The sequence below is a fragment of the Chitinophaga sp. Hz27 genome, assembly GCF_042263525.1.
Classification (GTDB): domain Bacteria; phylum Bacteroidota; class Bacteroidia; order Chitinophagales; family Chitinophagaceae; genus Chitinophaga.
This window is the reverse complement of sequence record NZ_JBHKFJ010000006.1, coordinates 299,450-316,315: the sequence shown is the minus strand read 5'-3', so window position 1 is coordinate 316,315 and position 16,866 is coordinate 299,450. Positions and strand designations below refer to the sequence as shown.

The following is a 16,866-nucleotide window of genomic DNA, read 5'->3' as shown; positions in this document are numbered from 1 at the left end:
AAGCCGCAAGGCGGACTGCATTTGTTTTAGAGTAGCCATGGTCGTCTGTTTTGTTATAAGCTTAGAGAAATGAGGCTTTAAAAGGTTACAGGATTCCTTTTTTAAAAAAATATTTCGAAAAAGTTGTAACCTTTTGTTTTGGTTGTTCTCTAATCACAAAGCGCATGCAAACAATTGCAATGAAACAACCATCACTCATCATTTCAACCACGAATACCGACGCGGCAATTATTGAACGGGTCCAGGCGGGAGAAAAACAGCTCTTCGAAATACTCATCCGTAAATACAACCAAAGATTATATAGAATTGGTATGTCCATTTTAGCACACCCCGCTGACACGCAGGATGCTATGCAAACCTCCTATATCAATGCTTATCAAAATTTATCCAGATTCGAAAACCGGTCGGAGTTTGCAACCTGGTTAAGTCGTATTATGTTTAATCAGTGCCAGGAACAGCAATGTAAGTCCGGTCACATTCAGTCGGGTATCGACTTTAATCACAACTATACTACTATGAAAACGCCTGAAAAGGATTTGGCCAACAAAGATTTAGGATTTATATTGGAGCGCGAAATTACAGCGCTACCGGAGCAATACAGGTTAGTGTTTGTGTTAAGGGAAATAGAAGATATGACGGTAAGAGAAACCGCCGAGATGTTAGCCATAGAGGAGATAAATGTGAAAGTCCGGCTAAATAGGGCAAAAGCATTGCTCCGACAACGTTTGCAGGGATATATGAAAAACCATGTATACAGTATTCATCTATCAAGATGCAATCGTATCGTTAGTTATGTGATGCAGCAATTGGGCATTTCCAATAACGGAAGGTAATTATTCTGTATCCACTTCAGGATTCAACTTTACCATCATATACTCATCAAGTATCACACCATTCTTAATGGCAGCCTTCTTTTTCACGGACTCCAAATGGTAACCGCTTTTTTCCAACACCTTTTGGGAAGCTTTGTTATAATCAAAAGTGCCGGCAAAAATGCGTACCAGGTGTAACCCGGTAAATGCATAGTCTGTCAGTAAGGATACCGCCTCAGACATGATGCCCTTACCATGAAATGGCGCACCAAGCCAGTAGCCAATTTCAGCGGAATGGCGATGAATATCTTCCTGCAGCTTAAGCGTGATAACGCCAGCAATTTTATCTTTATAATAGATACCCCATACATGGGTGATCTTACCTTCCTGTATGAGATTATAAAAAATTTCGGCATCCTGTAAAGTGTAAGGAGATGGAAAACTATCGCGCAGGTTCGCAGCTACGGCAGGGTTATTTGCCAATATGGCCATCTCTTCAAGGTCGCTGTGGGCAAGCGCTTTAAGCGTAACATCATTATTTCCGGAAAGGGTTACTACAGTATTCATCTCACGAAAATACATACCTTTTCCTGGTTTCTGACAGCAGTAAACATGAATCTGTTATAAATTATACCTGTAATGTTATAAACCTTACTGCTGTCCGCATTTGCGTTGCGTTATCTTTGAAACAAAGCAAATCAGCCATGGCAACAAATATTTCCAGAAAGGATTTTATCAGAAACTCCGTTTATACTTCCCTCGGATTAGGGATCGCACCTACTTTGCTATCACAGACAGCGCATGCTGAAAGTGGCGTCAGCAGCGCACTTGCAGGCACTACTACCCGACTGAAGAATGTACGGCTGGAGACGGGTTTCGAGTATGAAGGCGATGAAGTTGTCGCTACTAAAACAGATCTCTTTCTGGTAGAAATTACCGATGGTAAATTCTCCGCTATTCTGCCCAACAATCCACAGGCTAAAGCTATTGACGCCAAAGGCTTGTTGATGCTGCCTTCTTTTAAGGACATGCATATACACCTCGACAAAACCAACTATGGTGGCCCATGGAAGGCTGCACGTAGAAGGACCAATGGCGTAAAAGGTATGATAGCACTGGAACAACAGATCCTACCGGAGATGCTTAAAACATCTACCGATCATGCGCTGAAAATGATTGAACTGCTGCAATCCTGCGGTTCTGGCTTCGCCAGAAGTCATGTGAACATAGAACCTACTTCCAAGCTAGATTCGCTCAAGCACCTGCAAATAGCCCTTGACAATAAGAAAAACAGCTTCGGCGCAGAGCTGGTAGCATTTCCGCAACATGGCCTCTTTTATACCGACTCACTACCATGGATGAACGAAGCGGCAAAAATGGATATCGATTTCATCGGCGGCGTAGACCCATACACTGTGGATGGAGATATTGCCAAGCCTATGGACACCATCGTGAAACTAGCCCTGGATAATAATAAAGGTATCGACATACATCTGCATGAATCCGGCGAGTCTGGCCTGAAAACAGTAGAATACCTGATAGACCGGGTAAACGAAAATCCGGTACTGAAAGGCAAAACCTTCCTCAGTCATTGCTATATATTAGGAAAACTTGAGAAAGTCAGGCAGGAAGAAATTGCGGATAAACTGGCGCAGGCACAGATAGGTATTATGTCAGCCATTCCTTTTGGCGGCCTTATCATGCCTATTCCAACATTATACAAATATGGTGTGGTAGTAGGTACCGGCAACGATAGCATCATCGACCACTGGAATACCTGGGGCACTGGGAGCGTATTACAGAAAGCTAACCTCATGGCCCAGCTCTATGGCTACTCTACGGAGTTCTATCTCAACCGCGCCCTGAAACTGGCCACCTATAACATATTGCCACTGACCGATAAAGGTCAGCAGCAATGGCCTAAGAAGGATGATGTTGCCAATGCCGTACTGGTACAGGCCAGCTGCTCCGCAGAAGCCGTGTCGAGAATTTCGCCAGTGAAATCATTGCTACACCAGGGAAATATAGTTTTCTAATCATTGAATAAACGAAACGTGTATGAAAACAATCTTATTACTACTCACGTTATCAATATCATCAAACTGCGGAAAACCGCAGGCTACTCATCATATGGAACAACAGACACCAGATACTTTGATAGACCAGGTAACACATAACCAGCTGCAAGCCGTTGAAAAGGCACTGCAGCAAGGCGTTGCTGTCAACACCCAGGACGCCAAAGGACATTCTTTATTATTGCTGGCTGTGCATGGCCGACAATATGAAATGGCTAAACTACTGGTGACGCATGACGCTGACGTCAACCTACAGGATAATATCCAGGACAGTCCCTTCCTCTATGCCGGGGCTACCGGACAAAATGATATGCTGAAATTATTCCTGGAGCATGGCGCACGCTTCGATGTGTTTAACCGCTACAATGGCTCGGCCCTCATACCCGCCTGTGAAAGAGGTCATATTGAAACAGTGAGATTGCTGGCTAATACCCAAGGTTTCCCTATTGATCATATCAATCGTTTGGGTTGGACAGGCCTGCTGGAAGCTATTATTCTCGGTGATGGCAGCCAAAAATACCAGGAAATAGTGAAGATTTTAATGGCAGCGGGCACCAATATCAATATTGCCGATAAAGACGGCGTGACGCCATTACAGCATGCCCGCAAATCAGGCTATACCGCCATCGTCAAAATACTGGAAGGCAAATAGTGCCACTATATCGTGCCGTCACAGGGGCCAGGCTGAATATTTTTCACTAATTTAGCCTGGCTCCGGTTATGGAGCCAGCAAACGATATAGCCCTTCGAATGGACCAATCGAAAGATCATTTTCCTATATTAAACATCCAGGAATTCAGTAATAGTAGCAACAGCAATCAGGCAATACTATTTCATGAGCTCCATGGAGAACGATCTATTGCAGAAGCCCATAAACATAGTTTCTTCATCGCCATCCTATTCGAACAGGGAAAAGGAAGCCTTAGCATCGACTTCATCCCCTATAACATCGGCAAACAGCAGCTGCATCTCGTATTTCCAGAACAGGTACATCAATGGAAATTTAAAAAAGAGACCATCGGCTATCAGCTGATGATAGCCGGAGAAGCATTTGAGGCATTTCTTCCCTATCTGCGCTATTCTGCTGCTTTTTATCAGCGCCACCCGGTGATTGATCTTCCAGCGGCTGACTACCGTACACTACTATACGAATTTCAACAGATACAAAAAGAACTGGAACAGCAAGCGCCTTTCCAGGAGCTGGTACAGCTCAGATGTGATACCATCGGTTTATTGATCAGCAGGACCGCTGCAAAAGTTTTCAAGGACTTTGAGAGCAATAACACTAACCCGCTGCTATCGCGGTTTCTGGGTTTGATAGACCAGCATTATAAGGAGCAGCGTTCCGTCGCCTTCTATGCAAATATGATCAACATCTCCCCTAACTACCTGAACATGATTAGCCAGAAGGAACTGAATGTGGCTGCTTCTTCCCTGATTCAGCAACGGGTGCTGCTGGAAGCTAAACGCTTGTTAAAGGCTTCTAAAATGACGATAAAAGAAATTGTGTTCGACTTAGGCTTTTATGATCATGCTAACTTCGCTAAGTTCTTCAAAGCCCATACTGGCATGACGCCCACCGCTTTTAAAGATTTGAAGTAGCCGCTGGCTGCTTTACCAGTACGCGTTGCTTTGCCTGTAGTCTGGCCGAGAGCCAACGCCTTACAGGCTCGTCATAAAATCTCAGCACCAGATATCCCAATAATACAGTTCCAAAAAATACCACTGCTGCCGCTATATAAGCGGCCTTCTGAGTAGGTTTGCCGATGAAGAGATAATTTCCGAATAACCATACCGCCCAGATATGCGTCATATATAATGGGTAAGAAAGCTTGCCTGTAAACACACAGACCTGCTGTAGGAAGCCTGTTACCTGCATACCTGCGCCCAGGGCCAATAATAGCGGAAATACCAGCATAACGATGATCATCTCTGTAATCCAGTCATTATTATAATGCGGGAATACGAATGTACCAACCAGCAATGCCGCCAGTACCACGAAGTTGAGCTTTGTTCGGATGATAAAGTTAAAGCGGAAAACTGTTAGCCCTGCCAGGAAAGAAAAGCTCACCCTCGCAAAGCCATCAAAGAAAGTAGGTGCGTCCCATCCGGTGATGATCCAGCCACGGAAACGGGCTACCGCTATGAGCCATACAGCTGTTCCAGCAAGGAGTACTAACAAAATTCGCCTGGAGACCCTCACTAACACTAAGGCATATACGATATTAATGAAGTATTCCATTAATAAGGACCATGCCGGTGTATTATAGGGAAACAGACCACCGCCACGGCCGGGCAGCCATGGAAATGGGAGCATGACCAAGGCACAGACAAAAGCCAATATGACCTTTATCATTCCAGCTTCGGCCACATTTGCCGCGCCGTTGAAAGGATCGAACATATACCCCAACAGGCCTATCACTGCTCCCCAGATAACCATAGGATGCAGTCGTATCAGGCGATTCAGAAAAAATAGCTTGTTACCTAGTTTTGGCGCTCGCTCATCATAAGCATAACCAATTACAAAACCTGAGAGACAAAAAAAGAAGTCTACCGCAAGATAGCCATGTCCGATAGGACTTTTCGTATAGTCGGGAACGAGAAATTCATATAAGTGAAATACTACAATAGATAAAGCCGCCAGTCCGCGCAATCCATCCAATGCCTCAAAATGCTGCCTCGATTTTAACAGGTTGTTTTCCATAAGAAGGTGTATCGATCCGTTAAAATAGGCATTCACAGCGGGAATGCAAAGCTATGGGGAATATAAAGCAGTTTTTTGGCAAAATGGTTCTAGCAGTAATATCACTATCTTTTCTGCAGGTGACTGCATTTTGTTAAATTGCTGTGACCGGATGTTTTATTCACAACATTTTTTAACGACATGAGAATCACTCCCCATAAGCAAATGCTGTTATCACTGATTATAACGGTACTTTCCTGCTTCACCGGAAATGCGCAGCAAAATAGCAAAACGGTTAAAACCCCGCAATTGCTGGCCATTGCAGATATGAAACAGGACCTCGCAGTTTTATGGAAAGCAGTCAGTAACCTTCATCCGACATATGGTATTTACACTCCTCCCGATAGTCTGTACAACATTTATAATACCACCTTGCATTCCATTACAAAGCCTTTATCAGAAAATGAGTTCATAGCTGCGGTATATCCTTTTATCAGCGCCTTGAAATGCGGACATACACAATTGAGAAACTCGGCAGGCTACCAGCCCACTGCCGCGGACATACTACCAAAATTACCCTTCCAGGTATTAGTACAAGATACGCAGGTATGGATAACTACTACCCAGGCCCAAGGGATTCATACCGGTGACGAAATAATAAGTATTAACAATATAAAAGTTCCTGCCATTATTAAGCATGGTGGCGATTTATATGCCGCAGATGGCAACAATCGAACTTTCAAGGAATTGTTTTTAAGCGAGTATGATGGTTTTGAAGATGCCTGCAATAAGTACTATCATTGGCAGCCGCCTTATCACATTGTACTGAAAACAACCGGTGGGGTTTTAAAAACAATTACTACAGCGGCTTTAACCACAGTAAAAACAGCGGAAATTGATAATTACAAAGACTGGAATACTTCCTCCAATACGGGATATCTACCGTTACGATTCCTGAAGAATACATCCATCGCATGTTTTGAAGTACATAGTTATCAGTATGAAGACACGGTTCTTTTCCAAAAGGCATTTCAGGAAATTCATACGAAAGGTATCAGGAACCTGATCATTGATTTGCGACATAATACCGGCGGGGATATACGTATCGCTGCAAAGTTGCTGAGCTACCTCGCAGCACAGCCTTTTCAGATGGTGGGAGATCTATGGGCCCGTGTACCTGATCCCGGCAATACCGCCTTCAATCCCTATTTCGATTCCACCAAAACGCTGAGCTACCAGGAAAGCTTTAAACCTTTAGGGATAAAAAAAGAGGGGCATTATAAGATGGCCTTTCAGTCGGGCTTTGTAGACCTGCTCCGCAAATCCGCATTGGATGCGGACGACCACTATAATGGTCGTCTGGTGGTGTTGATAGATGGTGCCACTTTTTCTTCCGGGGCACATACGGCAGCGGCTATACGTCAATACTGTCCTGAGGCCACTTTTATCGGTCGCGAAACAGCGGGCGGCTCCGAAGGCTGCAGTGGCGGTACCATACAATATCTAACCCTACCGCATACACGAATAGTGGTCGAGTTTCCACTACTGAGAGTAGTGTCAGTACTAAAACACCCTACTTATGGGCATGGCATATTACCCGACAAAGCTGTTCACTACACACCGATGGATATTGTTACTAAAAGAGATGTTGATCTGGAAGAGGCTGTCCGCGTAATAAATGCGCAAAATTAATCAGGCCAGCTAACACAGATAGTTGTAATCCTTAGCAGCAGCAATTTCCTTGTTGCATGGGTGGGCATTTCACCGTACCATAGCTACAATATACGCAGCAGTCGCCGCTTTTAGGCTGGATACGCTGTTGGCAGCTGGTGCATACATAAAAATACTGGCAGGCATCAGTAGGCATTATTTCATCTTTTTCAAATCCACAATGCGGACAAGTCAGTAGGGAATGTAATTGAATCTCAGTGCAGGACATCGCTTAGTTTTGAATGACTTTATAACCAGTTTCATTTTCTACGGTAGCAGCCATTTGCTGGAAGGATACCAGCAAGCTGTCGAAAGTGACGGTAGAAGTACCTTTTTCGTAGGAAGTACTTACTTGCCGGACCCCATGCATTTGCTGCAAAGCGTTGTTTACATGGCCTTCGCAGGCTTCACAACTCATGCCTTCAATATGAAGTACTACTTGCTTTAGTGGTGCAGCCTTATTTACAACTACGGTTACCATAACTGGTTTCACCTTGAAATAGGTAGCGTAGTAGGGAAACGTAGATAGCAGCACAGCTATGGCGGCAACGGTCCAAAGGAAGGCTTTGGATTGTAACCAGCTTTGCTTTGCAGGCACCTCACAGCCACAATGATCTTGTGGCTTGGGTTTGTAGGCCTGGTAAAATGCAAATCCCAGCACTATGGCGGTGGCGCCAAGTAAGTAAGGCCGTAATGGTGCCGCCCAACTGAAAGCAGCCATACCGCCTCCCGCTCCACCAATAATAGCCAGCAGCGGTGCTATACAGCACAGAGAAGAGCTTATCGCCAGGAGTATGCCGGAGCCTAACAAGGCTTTGTTGTTTTTTCCGCTGCTCATGAAGCTACATTTAGCTGATCGATAATTTTAAAGAAGGGACGCAGCAATTTGTGATGCTCTGCTCTGATAGAATAGAATATCGTTTGTCCTTCCTTGCGGGTTTGAACGATGTTTCCATCTTTCATCTTGCGGAGGTGCTGCGAGATCGCGGGAATGGTCATGCCGAGGATATCGCTGAGATCACAGGGACAGAGTTCCTTTTCTTCTTCCAGGAGGTATAATATTTTTAAGCGTACCTCATTGCCTGCCAGGGCCAGTATGCCCGAGAGTTGCGCAAATGCAGCTTCGCCGGCTGCCACCTTCTGGCGGCAATCATTGATCTGTATTGGGTTTGCCTGCTCGCGTATACAAGTATTTTTCTCGCTCATTCAGAGATATTTGCTGCAAAGTACAGCAATTTACGTATTTAAGCAAACTCTTAAATACACTATTTATAGCGGAATAAGGTGATCCTATCATCATAGATATCTACATAACCTTTTACTTCCTGATTTGTAAAAAATATAATCTGATGATTATCGGCGGTGGAAATCACCTCGGGACCATATGTCCAGATACGTTTATCACTAAGTGTATCAATATTTATAAGTTCACCATGTTCAATAGTGTAGATATAGGTTTTCTCGTAGTCAGCGGAGGCAGCCAGCCATGAAAAGGGCAATCAGTAGTAATTGCTTCATCATCATTATTTTAGGTAGGGATACAGTAATACTATTCTTTCTCAAAGAAAAACTCAATAGACCTACCATCACCGGAAGTGATTACTTTCAGCTGTTTGCCTATACGCTCGTAAACAATCTTTTTAGGAAAATCATGTGTAGGGTCTTCACAGGTAAATCCATTGGCCCCTATATGCGTCATCTTGAACCAGGTTAGCTCTTTATTTTCTGCTACATCAGCCACATAATATATATGGTGGTCTTTTATCACCAGCTTCAATTTTTCTACAAAAGCAGTGTCTTGTCCACGCATACTAAGGCCTATGCCCTGCCAGGATGTATCGCTAAGCTTATTCCATTGCTCATATCCCGATTTACCAGGTTTCATATTGGTTTTTAACCATTTGCCTTGCAGCCATTGAAGTTGCTTGAAATCCTTTTCTGCTGTTTGACTATAAGCAAGGCAGCTCAAGGTTATCAGGATACATAATAATGCTAATCGTTTCATACAGGAAAATAATATAGGTCGATGAACAGCAATATAGCTTTCTTTTCACGGAATTCTGAACTAATAATTTATAAAAATGATCCTCATTCCCCAATGATCAAATTCATTTACCTAAACCGAAATTATTACTTTTTAAAAAAATTTATTTTAATTCATCTTATTGATAACCAATTAGAATAATTATCATTCTGACAATTAATCCTGCGATTCGAACCATACTAACGTGAACGAATAACCTGTTTAATTATTCCGGCTGCATACCAAAACTTAAAAACAGCTTAAAATAGGCCATAGTATGCTATTTACGTGTTATATACGGTACGCAGAATAGTTAATATTTTACCTTAGATTTTATTTTTAATTTCTTCTGATTGTGAGCGTTGCAATTTTTTTTGTTACGTCATTTTCATTAGCTTTATTACTGTTCAGTTTATACAAATGCAAGAGCAATGAACAATTTGTTATCTGAAGAAGATTTATGCGAATTGTTAGCCCAGGGGAGTCAGGATGCTTTCAGGGAACTGTATAACAGATATTGGAAGAAGGTTTACAAGATAGCACTAACATATCTGAAACAGCCCCAGGAAGCAGAAGACCTTGTACAAAACATTTTTATTAAATTATGGCTGAAACGCAGCACTATTGCCACTGTACAACATATGGACAGTTATCTCCGCGTCGTCGCGCGTAATGAGGTCGTGTCCTATCTCCGTAAAAACCAACTTTCTCTTCTAGCTTTAGATCTTACTACAGACCTTCAGGCAGATGATAGTCAGCTGCCACATACCATGGCCGTGTCCAGAGAGTCTGCCGAAATGATATCCAAAGCCATAGCGCAACTGCCCCCACAACGGCGCCAGGTTTTTAAACTTAGCCGCGAACAAGGCCTGTCCTACGACCAGATTGCCTCCCGCACCGGCATCGTACGTGAAACAGTGAAGAAACATATCGTACGTGCATTAGTATCTATCCGTCAATATCTTGAAGTAAATAAATAGATAAATTTTACCTGCGCTCATCACTCCAGAAAAAAATTTTAGCCTGCCTGTCCCCTATTGCTTTTCTTTTGCGTCTTATTATGTAGAAGCCCGATGACTATGTACGTTTATGGAACAACAGCAAGTATTTAAAACGCTACTGGACAAGTACCTGGCTGGCAATATCAGCACAGCAGAAAAAGTAAAGCTACAAGCTTTGCTGGCATCCAACGAGTATTGGGAGCTACTGCAAGCGCATTTAGATCATGACTGGGAACAGTTGCCTGCAGAAACAGACGACACTGATCCACTGGGCAAAGCCATCTATGAAAAGGTGCAGCAACACGCCTTCACGGAACAGCATTTAATGCAACCTGTCTATATCTCCAAGAGAAAATGGTGGGCTGTCGCTTCGGTAGCTGTGGTTATAACGGTATCGGCTACACTCTACTACTTTAGTGTAAAGTCTAATCATCATAAAGACGAGCTGGCAAATGCCATGCAAAACGACGTAGCTCCTGGCGGAGATAAGGCTATACTCACGCTGGCAAACGGACAAAAAGTAATACTGGACTCGAGCAAGCAAGGGATCATCCTTAGCCAGTCGGGGCTTACTGTACAGAAAAATGGTACCGGACGAATAGTTTACCAGGTTTCCGGAAAAACAAACGCTCCGGTAGAATTCAATACGATCACCACTCCGCCCGGCGGGCAATTCCTGATCGTATTACCCGATGGTTCTAAAGTATGGCTCAACTCCTGTTCATCCCTACATTTCCCAACAGACTTCAGAGAGCCACAACGTAATGTTGACCTGAAAGGCGAAGCTTATTTTGAAGTAGCCGACAATGCCCGACAACCCTTTCATGTGACCGTCAACGAAATAGATATTAAAGTACTGGGCACAAAATTCAATGTGATGGCTTATCCTGATGAAGACAACATCCGTACTACACTGCTGCAGGGCGCCGTTCAACTTTGGAACATCAACAAACCACTACTGCTGAAACCCGGAGAAGAAGGACGATATAACCGCAATCAATCTACGCTGATGGCCATCGCTGGAAATGAAGAAGAAGCGCTGGCATGGAAAAATGGATACTTCAGTTTTGAACATGCCGACCTGAAAAGCATTACCCGTCAACTAGCCAGGTGGTATGACCTTGAAATTGTTTATGAAGGCAGCTTACCCGAACAGAAATTCATGGGTATGATCAGCCGCAATGGCCCGCTATCAGGCGCTTTAAACGTACTAAAAGGAATGGGCGTATCTAGCCGCCTCGAAGGAAAAAGACTTGTTATAATGCCAAAAGACTAAATCGCTTGTAATCACAGCAACCAAACTTGTAATTCACGTTATTGATTCACCAAAATTAACTGCGCATGTAGATAGTTCAACAATGTTATTCTAAAAAAAAGACCAGCAATGCGCTCACATTCCTGGTCTGTGTCAAGTATTAAAACAAACTCGTTAACAACTATTTATTTTAACTCAACCATACAAATGTATGCAAAAAATCAACATTTGCAGCTGGCTCTCCTATGCCCGGCACCGCAGGTTCAAAATATTGCTCTTAATGAAGTGGACTGCTATTTTTATGTTGGCTGTCAGTCTGCATGTAAGTGCCACAGGATATTCTCAGCACCTATCCCTCACAGTGGAAAATGCTCCGCTGAAGAAAGTATTCAATGAGATCAGGAAACAAACCGGTTACTATCTGGTTTGTGATGAATCCCTCCTGGACCAGACAGGCGCTGTAACTTTCAGCGTTACCAACAGTACCATAGACGATGTATTACAGAAATGCTTTTCCGGTATACCCTTCAGCTACTCGCTGGTAGAGAAAACCCTGATCATCAAACAAAGAGATGAACAGGTACATAAACAAGATTCTACTCACTTAGTAACAGGGCGTATCAGCGACGATAGAAATCAACCGCTGATAGGCGCCAGTATTAAGCTGAAAGGCACTACTACCGGTACCACCACAGATGAAAACGGCCGATTCTCCATTGCCCTCAAAGATCATTCAGGCTTCCTCGAAATCAGCTTCATTGGCTACGAAACCAAAACAGTAGCGGTGAATGGAACTGATAAAGGATTGAGCCTCTCACTCGTGCGCGATAGCCGACAGATAGGGGAAGTACTCGTGGTGACGGCCTTGGGACTTGGTAAAAAAAGTGCTAACCTGACCTATGCCACACAACAACTAGGCACACAGGAGCTGAACACCGTAAAAAGTACCAACGTACTCAATAGTCTCAGTGGTAAGGTTTCCGGCGTACAAATCAACCGTACCGGCGGCGGAGCCGGAGGCTCCGTGCGTATCGTTATCCGCGGTGAAAAATCCACGCGTAACAGCCAGCCACTATACGTAATCGATGGCTTACCCCTCATCAACCCAACCGGTGGCGCCAGTGCAGACTGGTATAATTCCACCGCCGACGGCGGCGATATCCTCAGCACCATCAATCCCGAAGATATCGAAAGCATCAACATCCTTAAAGGACCCTCAGCCTCCTCTCTTTACGGTAGTCAGGGTAGTAATGGCGTTATTCTCATTACGACGAAAAAAGCCAGAGCGGGCATTTCTAAAGTGGATGTTGCTAGCAGCATGACCTTCGATCAGGCTTATAAATTCCCTGAAGAACAATTCAATTATGGGCAGACAACTCCCGCCACCTCCACCACGCCCGGCAGTGAAGACAGCTGGGGCGCTAAAGGAGCCACTGTCCCTAATTCCAATTATATCAAGGACTTCTTCCAGACAGGCATGACCTGGATCAACAGTGTAGGCATGACATGGGGTAATGATAAAACATCTAACTATCTCTCCTATTCTAATACCGACAATAAAGGGATAGTACCTACCAATACCCTCAAACAAAACTCGCTCACCTTCCGCGAATCTGGCAAATTCCTGAACGATAAACTCACGGTAGACGGTACTTTCATGGGCTCCATTCAAAACTCCCATAACCGTATCAACCCAGGCGTTTACTTCAACCCACTGACAGGGCTATACGCTTTTCCAAGAGGGATCGACTTCAATCAGTACAAGAACTATGAGTTTTTCTCCAGTAGCCGCTACCTCATGGCGCAGAACTGGTGGGATATCAATACTGATAAAGGTTTCACCGGACAGGACTACCAGCAGAACCCATACTGGGTACTATATCGCAACCCTACTGATAACGAAAACAGGAACCTCTACACCGCCCTCAACCTACGATATACCATCAACAACTGGTTGTCTGCACAGCTAAGAGGTAACTATAACAATTATCAGAATAACTTCCAGCGTAATACCTACGCTACCACACAAACCACGATCGCTGCTGATAATGGTTTGCTGAATGTGAATCATACCAATAACCAGACGTTGTATGGCGACTTCGTATTACAGGCCAATAAAAACCTGAATACAGACCTGGCGCTAAACGTAACGCTCGGTAGTTCCATCCAGGACCAGAAAGGCGCTACTACCAATGTTCGTGGCGCACTGGCTGTGCCTAATGTGTTTATGGAATCAGCAATAGACTGGAGTAATATTTCCAGGGCCGTTAATCAGAACACCGCTATCCGCCGTCAGATTCAATCAGTGTTTGGCGCCGTAGAATTAGGCTACAAGGATAAAATATTCATCAACCTGACCGACAGAAATGACTGGTCTTCTACCCTTGCCTATACACCTACCGCTAAAAGAGGCTTCAACTACTACTCTGGTGGCGTAAGCGCCGTATTAAGCAGGATCTTTAATCTTCCTGATTTAATTGACTATGCAAAAGTACGTGTATCCTATGCCGTAGTAGGTAATGACATCGATCCGTTCAGAACACGTCCGCTGTATACCTTCAATGCAGGTATCTCCACACCTCCTACCAGTAACCCGATACACGTAGCTGGCTATTATTTACAGCCAGAACAGAATAGGTCGCTGGAAATCGGTACGCAATGGAGCATTCTGAAAAATCGTTTATCCTTGGACGTTACTGCTTATAAATCCAATATCACCAATCAGTTCTTCCAGAACATCGCTGTGGCACCAGGCCTTGGCGCAGGTACCACTGCCGATGTAAACGGTGGTAATATCCAGAATACTGGTGTGGAAGTAGCCTTAACTTTCAACGCAGTCAAAACACATAACTTCAGCTGGAGTACAACTGTTAACTACTCTTATAACCAAAACAAGGTGATAGAGCTGTTTAATGCTTCTGTAGTGGCGAATCCTTCAGCAGATCAGAAGTATGCGCTGAATGGAGGATCCGGGTTCCTGGTACAGGGAGGTTCTTTCGGTGATATCTATGGTCGCGGATTTAAGAGAGATGCAACCGGTCATATCGTAGTGGGTACAGATAACTTGCCTATGTCGGCCGACAACGTATACCTGGGCAATCCTAATCCTAAATCTATCATCGGTTGGAATAACAGCATCAACATCCATGATTTCTCTATCGGCTTCCTGCTGGATGGAAAATTTGGGGGCAAAGTGCTGAGCGTTACAGAGGCCTTGCTGGACCAGATGGGCGTTAGCAAAAGAACAGGTGAAGCCCGTGATAATGGCGGTAAGGTAACCATCCCGAATGCCGTAGATCAAACGGGTAAGGCAGTTACCGCAGTAGTAGATGCAAAAGACTATTACAAAGCGATTGGAGGCAAAGGCCCTATTGCAGAAGCTTATATGTATGATGCCACTGCCATCCGCCTGAGAGAGTTTTCTGTGTCCTATACGCTGAAACTGGACAAGCTGGTAAAACAGATCCGCTTCAGTGCTATCGGTAATAACCTCTTCTTCCTTTATAATAAAGCACCATTTGATCCTGAGCAGGTAGCTGCCGTTAATCCTGGTGGTGTGGGCGTTGATGTATTTGGACTGCCTACCTATCGTAGTTATGGTTTCAGCATTAAAGCCACCTTGTAAAAGAGCAGATGTAATTGTTCTACCTAAAAATGAACTCACATGAAAATCACATTATATAAAAGCTGTTGCGTGATGATGACTGCGATGCTGTTATCCTCTTGTACAAAAAATTTCGAGTCACTGAATACCAACCCGGCAGGGATTACAGAAGATGTATTCAAGGCCGATTTCCAACAGATTATATTGCCGTTGCAGAATGCGCAGAAGTTTATTGTACCAGCTGCTTCCGGCGATTACCAGTTACAACAAAATCTGAATGCTGATATCTACAGCGGATTTATGATGTCGCCTACCCCTTTCAATGGCGGTATCAATAATACCAACTACTTCATGATGGATGGCTGGAATGGCGATATCCTCGATGTTGCGTATAACAAGGTGCTGCAGGTGCTCAGCGACTACCAGAAACTAACAGCTACCTACCAGGGCGTGGATTTCTCTTTTACCGATGCCATGGCCAAAACCATTAAGGTGCTGGCTTTACATCGTACGTCTGATGTATTCGGGCCTATCATCTACACAAAATTTGGAAAAGCAAATGCAGATCTCTCTGTAGATTATGACTCACAGAAAGATGCCTATACTGCTTTCTTTGCCGATCTTGATGCTGCGGCTAATTTGCTAAAACCTTTTACTACAGGCCAAAAGACGGTACTATCTGCCTTTACAAAAGCGGATATTATCTATGGTGGTAATGCGGGTAATTGGTTAAAGCTGGTAAATACCCTGCGTTTGAGGTTAGCGATAAGAATTATTTATGCAGATAAAGCCACCGCACAGGCACAGGGCGAAAAAGCCATGAATCCGGCTAATGGTGGGCTTATCACCGACAATGCTGCGAATGCCATCGTAGATTTCGGGCAACGTTCACCATTGGATGAAATCATCGGATGGGCGGATATCCGCACGGGGGCTCCTTTGACAAGTTACTTGCTAGGCTATAACGACCCACGCCTGACGCACATGGTGGCTCCTGCCACTGATCCTGCCGTAGCAGGAAAATATATCGGCATAAGAAATGGCGTTGCTATTGATGACAAATCCCGCTACTCCGGTTATTCCATACCATTGGCGAAAGCCGCTTCCGGCGATTATTTCGACCCCAAAGCAGGGAAAGGAAAACTGATGGGAGCAGCAGAAACCTGGTTCCTCATGGCCGAAGCCGCCCTCAATGGCTGGGCAGGTGCAGGCAATGCAGGTGATAATTATAACAAAGGTATTGCCATCTCTTTTGCAGAATGGGCCGCCGGATCATCTGCAGATTATGCGAACGACAATACCTTTACTGCAGCGCCTTATGTGGACCCCAAAGCGCAATCTGCCGGCGCTAATGATGTTCCGCTAAAGGACCCTTCTCTCAGCACCATCACCATCAAATGGGATGATGCTGGTACCTATGAACAAAAGTTAGAACGGTTAATCACACAAAAATGGATCGCTATCTATCCTGATGGAGAAGAAGCCTGGACAGAATTCAGAAGAACTGGTTACCCTAAATTGTTCCCCGTAGTAGTCAACAACAGTGGAGGCCTGATCAAAGGATTTATCCGCAGGCTGCCAATTCCGAGCAAGTATCAGTCGAATAACAAGCCTGGATATGATAGAGCAGTACAAACGCTCAATGGGCCAGACAATGGTGGAACAAAATTATGGTGGGATAGTAAGCCTTAATCGCATACCCC

Annotated in this window: 16 protein-coding genes; 9 read left to right on the top strand and 7 right to left on the bottom strand. The window is 44.3% G+C overall.

Annotated features, from left to right (window positions below; translation table 11 throughout):
• Positions 1–164 precede the first annotated feature (164 nt).
• Positions 165–833, top strand: a complete 669-nt coding sequence (locus ACE38W_RS16260) for a sigma-70 family RNA polymerase sigma factor (RefSeq protein WP_375832305.1) — start codon at positions 165–167, stop codon at positions 831–833.
• Here ACE38W_RS16260 and ACE38W_RS16255 read toward each other — a convergent pair whose 3' ends face one another.
• A complete protein-coding gene (locus ACE38W_RS16255; protein ID WP_375832304.1) occupies positions 834–1,394 on the bottom strand; it encodes a GNAT family N-acetyltransferase in 561 nt (186 codons plus the stop codon).
• 122 nt (positions 1,395–1,516) lie between these two features.
• Here ACE38W_RS16255 and ACE38W_RS16250 point away from each other — a divergent pair, with 122 nt between their 5' ends.
• The 3 genes from ACE38W_RS16250 to ACE38W_RS16240 all read left to right on the top strand — a co-directional run bounded on the left by ACE38W_RS16250 (position 1,517) and on the right by ACE38W_RS16240 (position 4,489).
• Positions 1,517–2,848 carry an amidohydrolase gene (locus ACE38W_RS16250; RefSeq protein WP_375832303.1) on the top strand — a complete coding sequence of 444 codons (1,332 nt, stop codon included), beginning with the start codon at positions 1,517–1,519 and terminating at the stop codon, positions 2,846–2,848.
• A gap of 22 nt (positions 2,849–2,870) precedes the next feature.
• Positions 2,871–3,539, top strand: a complete 669-nt coding sequence (locus ACE38W_RS16245) for an ankyrin repeat domain-containing protein (protein WP_375832302.1) — start codon at positions 2,871–2,873, stop codon at positions 3,537–3,539.
• 68 nt (positions 3,540–3,607) lie between these two features.
• The gene (locus tag ACE38W_RS16240; RefSeq protein WP_375832301.1) at positions 3,608–4,489 is read left to right on the top strand and encodes a helix-turn-helix domain-containing protein; all 882 of its coding nucleotides are present in this window, start codon (positions 3,608–3,610) and stop codon (positions 4,487–4,489) included.
• Here ACE38W_RS16240 and ACE38W_RS16235 read toward each other — a convergent pair.
• Positions 4,473–5,591 (bottom strand): acyltransferase family protein, encoded by a 1,119-nt coding sequence (locus tag ACE38W_RS16235; protein WP_375832300.1) that lies wholly within the window; start codon positions 5,589–5,591, stop codon positions 4,473–4,475. The two genes, ACE38W_RS16240 and ACE38W_RS16235, sit on opposite strands and share 17 nt — an antisense overlap.
• 180 nt (positions 5,592–5,771) lie before the next feature.
• Here ACE38W_RS16235 and ACE38W_RS16230 point away from each other — a divergent pair, with 180 nt between their 5' ends.
• A complete protein-coding gene (locus tag ACE38W_RS16230; RefSeq protein ID WP_375832299.1) occupies positions 5,772–7,262 on the top strand; it encodes a S41 family peptidase in 1,491 nt (496 codons plus the stop codon).
• A gap of 31 nt (positions 7,263–7,293) precedes the next feature.
• Here the strand turns inward: ACE38W_RS16230 and ACE38W_RS16225 are convergent, their stop codons facing one another.
• From ACE38W_RS16225 to ACE38W_RS16205, 5 genes are read right to left on the bottom strand one after another with little or no spacing between them, the layout of a single operon-like run.
• Entirely contained in the window at positions 7,294–7,509 is a 216-nt protein-coding gene (locus ACE38W_RS16225) for a GDCCVxC domain-containing (seleno)protein (protein ID WP_375832298.1), read from the bottom strand.
• Between the two features lie 3 nt (positions 7,510–7,512).
• Positions 7,513–8,118 carry a mercuric transport protein MerTP gene (gene merTP / locus ACE38W_RS16220; protein WP_375832297.1) on the bottom strand — a complete coding sequence of 202 codons (606 nt, stop codon included), beginning with the start codon at positions 8,116–8,118 and terminating at the stop codon, positions 7,513–7,515.
• Entirely contained in the window at positions 8,115–8,486 is a 372-nt protein-coding gene (locus tag ACE38W_RS16215) for an ArsR/SmtB family transcription factor (RefSeq protein ID WP_375832296.1), read from the bottom strand. Before ACE38W_RS16215 ends, merTP begins: the two co-directional genes overlap by 4 nt.
• 59 nt (positions 8,487–8,545) lie before the next feature.
• On the bottom strand, positions 8,546–8,779 hold the full coding sequence (locus ACE38W_RS16210; protein WP_375832295.1) for a hypothetical protein: 234 nt from the start codon (positions 8,777–8,779) through the stop codon (positions 8,546–8,548).
• Positions 8,780–8,829: 50 nt separating this feature from the next.
• Complete coding sequence (locus ACE38W_RS16205) at positions 8,830–9,285, bottom strand: DUF6265 family protein (protein ID WP_375832294.1); 456 nt, start codon at positions 9,283–9,285, stop codon at positions 8,830–8,832.
• 449 nt (positions 9,286–9,734) lie between these two features.
• Between ACE38W_RS16205 and ACE38W_RS16200 the strand changes: the two genes are divergently transcribed.
• From ACE38W_RS16200 to ACE38W_RS16185, 4 genes are all read left to right on the top strand, one after another.
• Complete coding sequence (locus tag ACE38W_RS16200) at positions 9,735–10,283, top strand: RNA polymerase sigma factor (protein ID WP_375832293.1); 549 nt, start codon at positions 9,735–9,737, stop codon at positions 10,281–10,283.
• A gap of 109 nt (positions 10,284–10,392) precedes the next feature.
• Positions 10,393–11,580 (top strand): FecR family protein, encoded by a 1,188-nt coding sequence (locus ACE38W_RS16195; RefSeq protein WP_375832292.1) that lies wholly within the window; start codon positions 10,393–10,395, stop codon positions 11,578–11,580.
• Positions 11,581–11,770: 190 nt separating this feature from the next.
• Positions 11,771–15,184 carry a SusC/RagA family TonB-linked outer membrane protein gene (locus ACE38W_RS16190; RefSeq protein ID WP_375832291.1) on the top strand — a complete coding sequence of 1,138 codons (3,414 nt, stop codon included), beginning with the start codon at positions 11,771–11,773 and terminating at the stop codon, positions 15,182–15,184.
• A 39-nt stretch (positions 15,185–15,223) separates the two neighbouring features.
• The gene (locus tag ACE38W_RS16185) at positions 15,224–16,855 is read left to right on the top strand and encodes a SusD/RagB family nutrient-binding outer membrane lipoprotein (RefSeq protein WP_375832290.1); all 1,632 of its coding nucleotides are present in this window, start codon (positions 15,224–15,226) and stop codon (positions 16,853–16,855) included.
• Positions 16,856–16,866: the final 11 nt, after the last annotated feature.

Excerpts from the sequence above, each read along its gene's own strand:
- ACE38W_RS16195 (WP_375832292.1), top strand. The coding sequence starts at position 10,393 with ATGGAACAACAGCAAGTATTTAAAACGCTACTGGACAAGTACCTGGCT.
- ACE38W_RS16245 (WP_375832302.1), top strand. The coding sequence starts at position 2,871 with ATGAAAACAATCTTATTACTACTCACGTTATCAATATCATCAAACTGC.
- ACE38W_RS16240 (WP_375832301.1), top strand. The coding sequence starts at position 3,608 with ATGGAGCCAGCAAACGATATAGCCCTTCGAATGGACCAATCGAAAGAT.
- ACE38W_RS16215 (WP_375832296.1), bottom strand. The coding sequence starts at position 8,486 with ATGAGCGAGAAAAATACTTGTATACGCGAGCAGGCAAACCCAATACAG.
- ACE38W_RS16185 (WP_375832290.1), top strand. The coding sequence starts at position 15,224 with ATGAAAATCACATTATATAAAAGCTGTTGCGTGATGATGACTGCGATG.
- ACE38W_RS16230 (WP_375832299.1), top strand. The coding sequence starts at position 5,772 with ATGAGAATCACTCCCCATAAGCAAATGCTGTTATCACTGATTATAACG.
- merTP (WP_375832297.1), bottom strand. The coding sequence starts at position 8,118 with ATGAGCAGCGGAAAAAACAACAAAGCCTTGTTAGGCTCCGGCATACTC.
- ACE38W_RS16190 (WP_375832291.1), top strand. The coding sequence starts at position 11,771 with ATGCAAAAAATCAACATTTGCAGCTGGCTCTCCTATGCCCGGCACCGC.
- ACE38W_RS16235 (WP_375832300.1), bottom strand. The coding sequence starts at position 5,591 with ATGGAAAACAACCTGTTAAAATCGAGGCAGCATTTTGAGGCATTGGAT.
- ACE38W_RS16260 (WP_375832305.1), top strand. The coding sequence starts at position 165 with ATGCAAACAATTGCAATGAAACAACCATCACTCATCATTTCAACCACG.
- ACE38W_RS16255 (WP_375832304.1), bottom strand. The coding sequence starts at position 1,394 with ATGTATTTTCGTGAGATGAATACTGTAGTAACCCTTTCCGGAAATAAT.
- ACE38W_RS16225 (WP_375832298.1), bottom strand. The coding sequence starts at position 7,509 with ATGTCCTGCACTGAGATTCAATTACATTCCCTACTGACTTGTCCGCAT.
- ACE38W_RS16200 (WP_375832293.1), top strand. The coding sequence starts at position 9,735 with ATGAACAATTTGTTATCTGAAGAAGATTTATGCGAATTGTTAGCCCAG.
- ACE38W_RS16250 (WP_375832303.1), top strand. The coding sequence starts at position 1,517 with ATGGCAACAAATATTTCCAGAAAGGATTTTATCAGAAACTCCGTTTAT.
- ACE38W_RS16205 (WP_375832294.1), bottom strand. The coding sequence starts at position 9,285 with ATGAAACGATTAGCATTATTATGTATCCTGATAACCTTGAGCTGCCTT.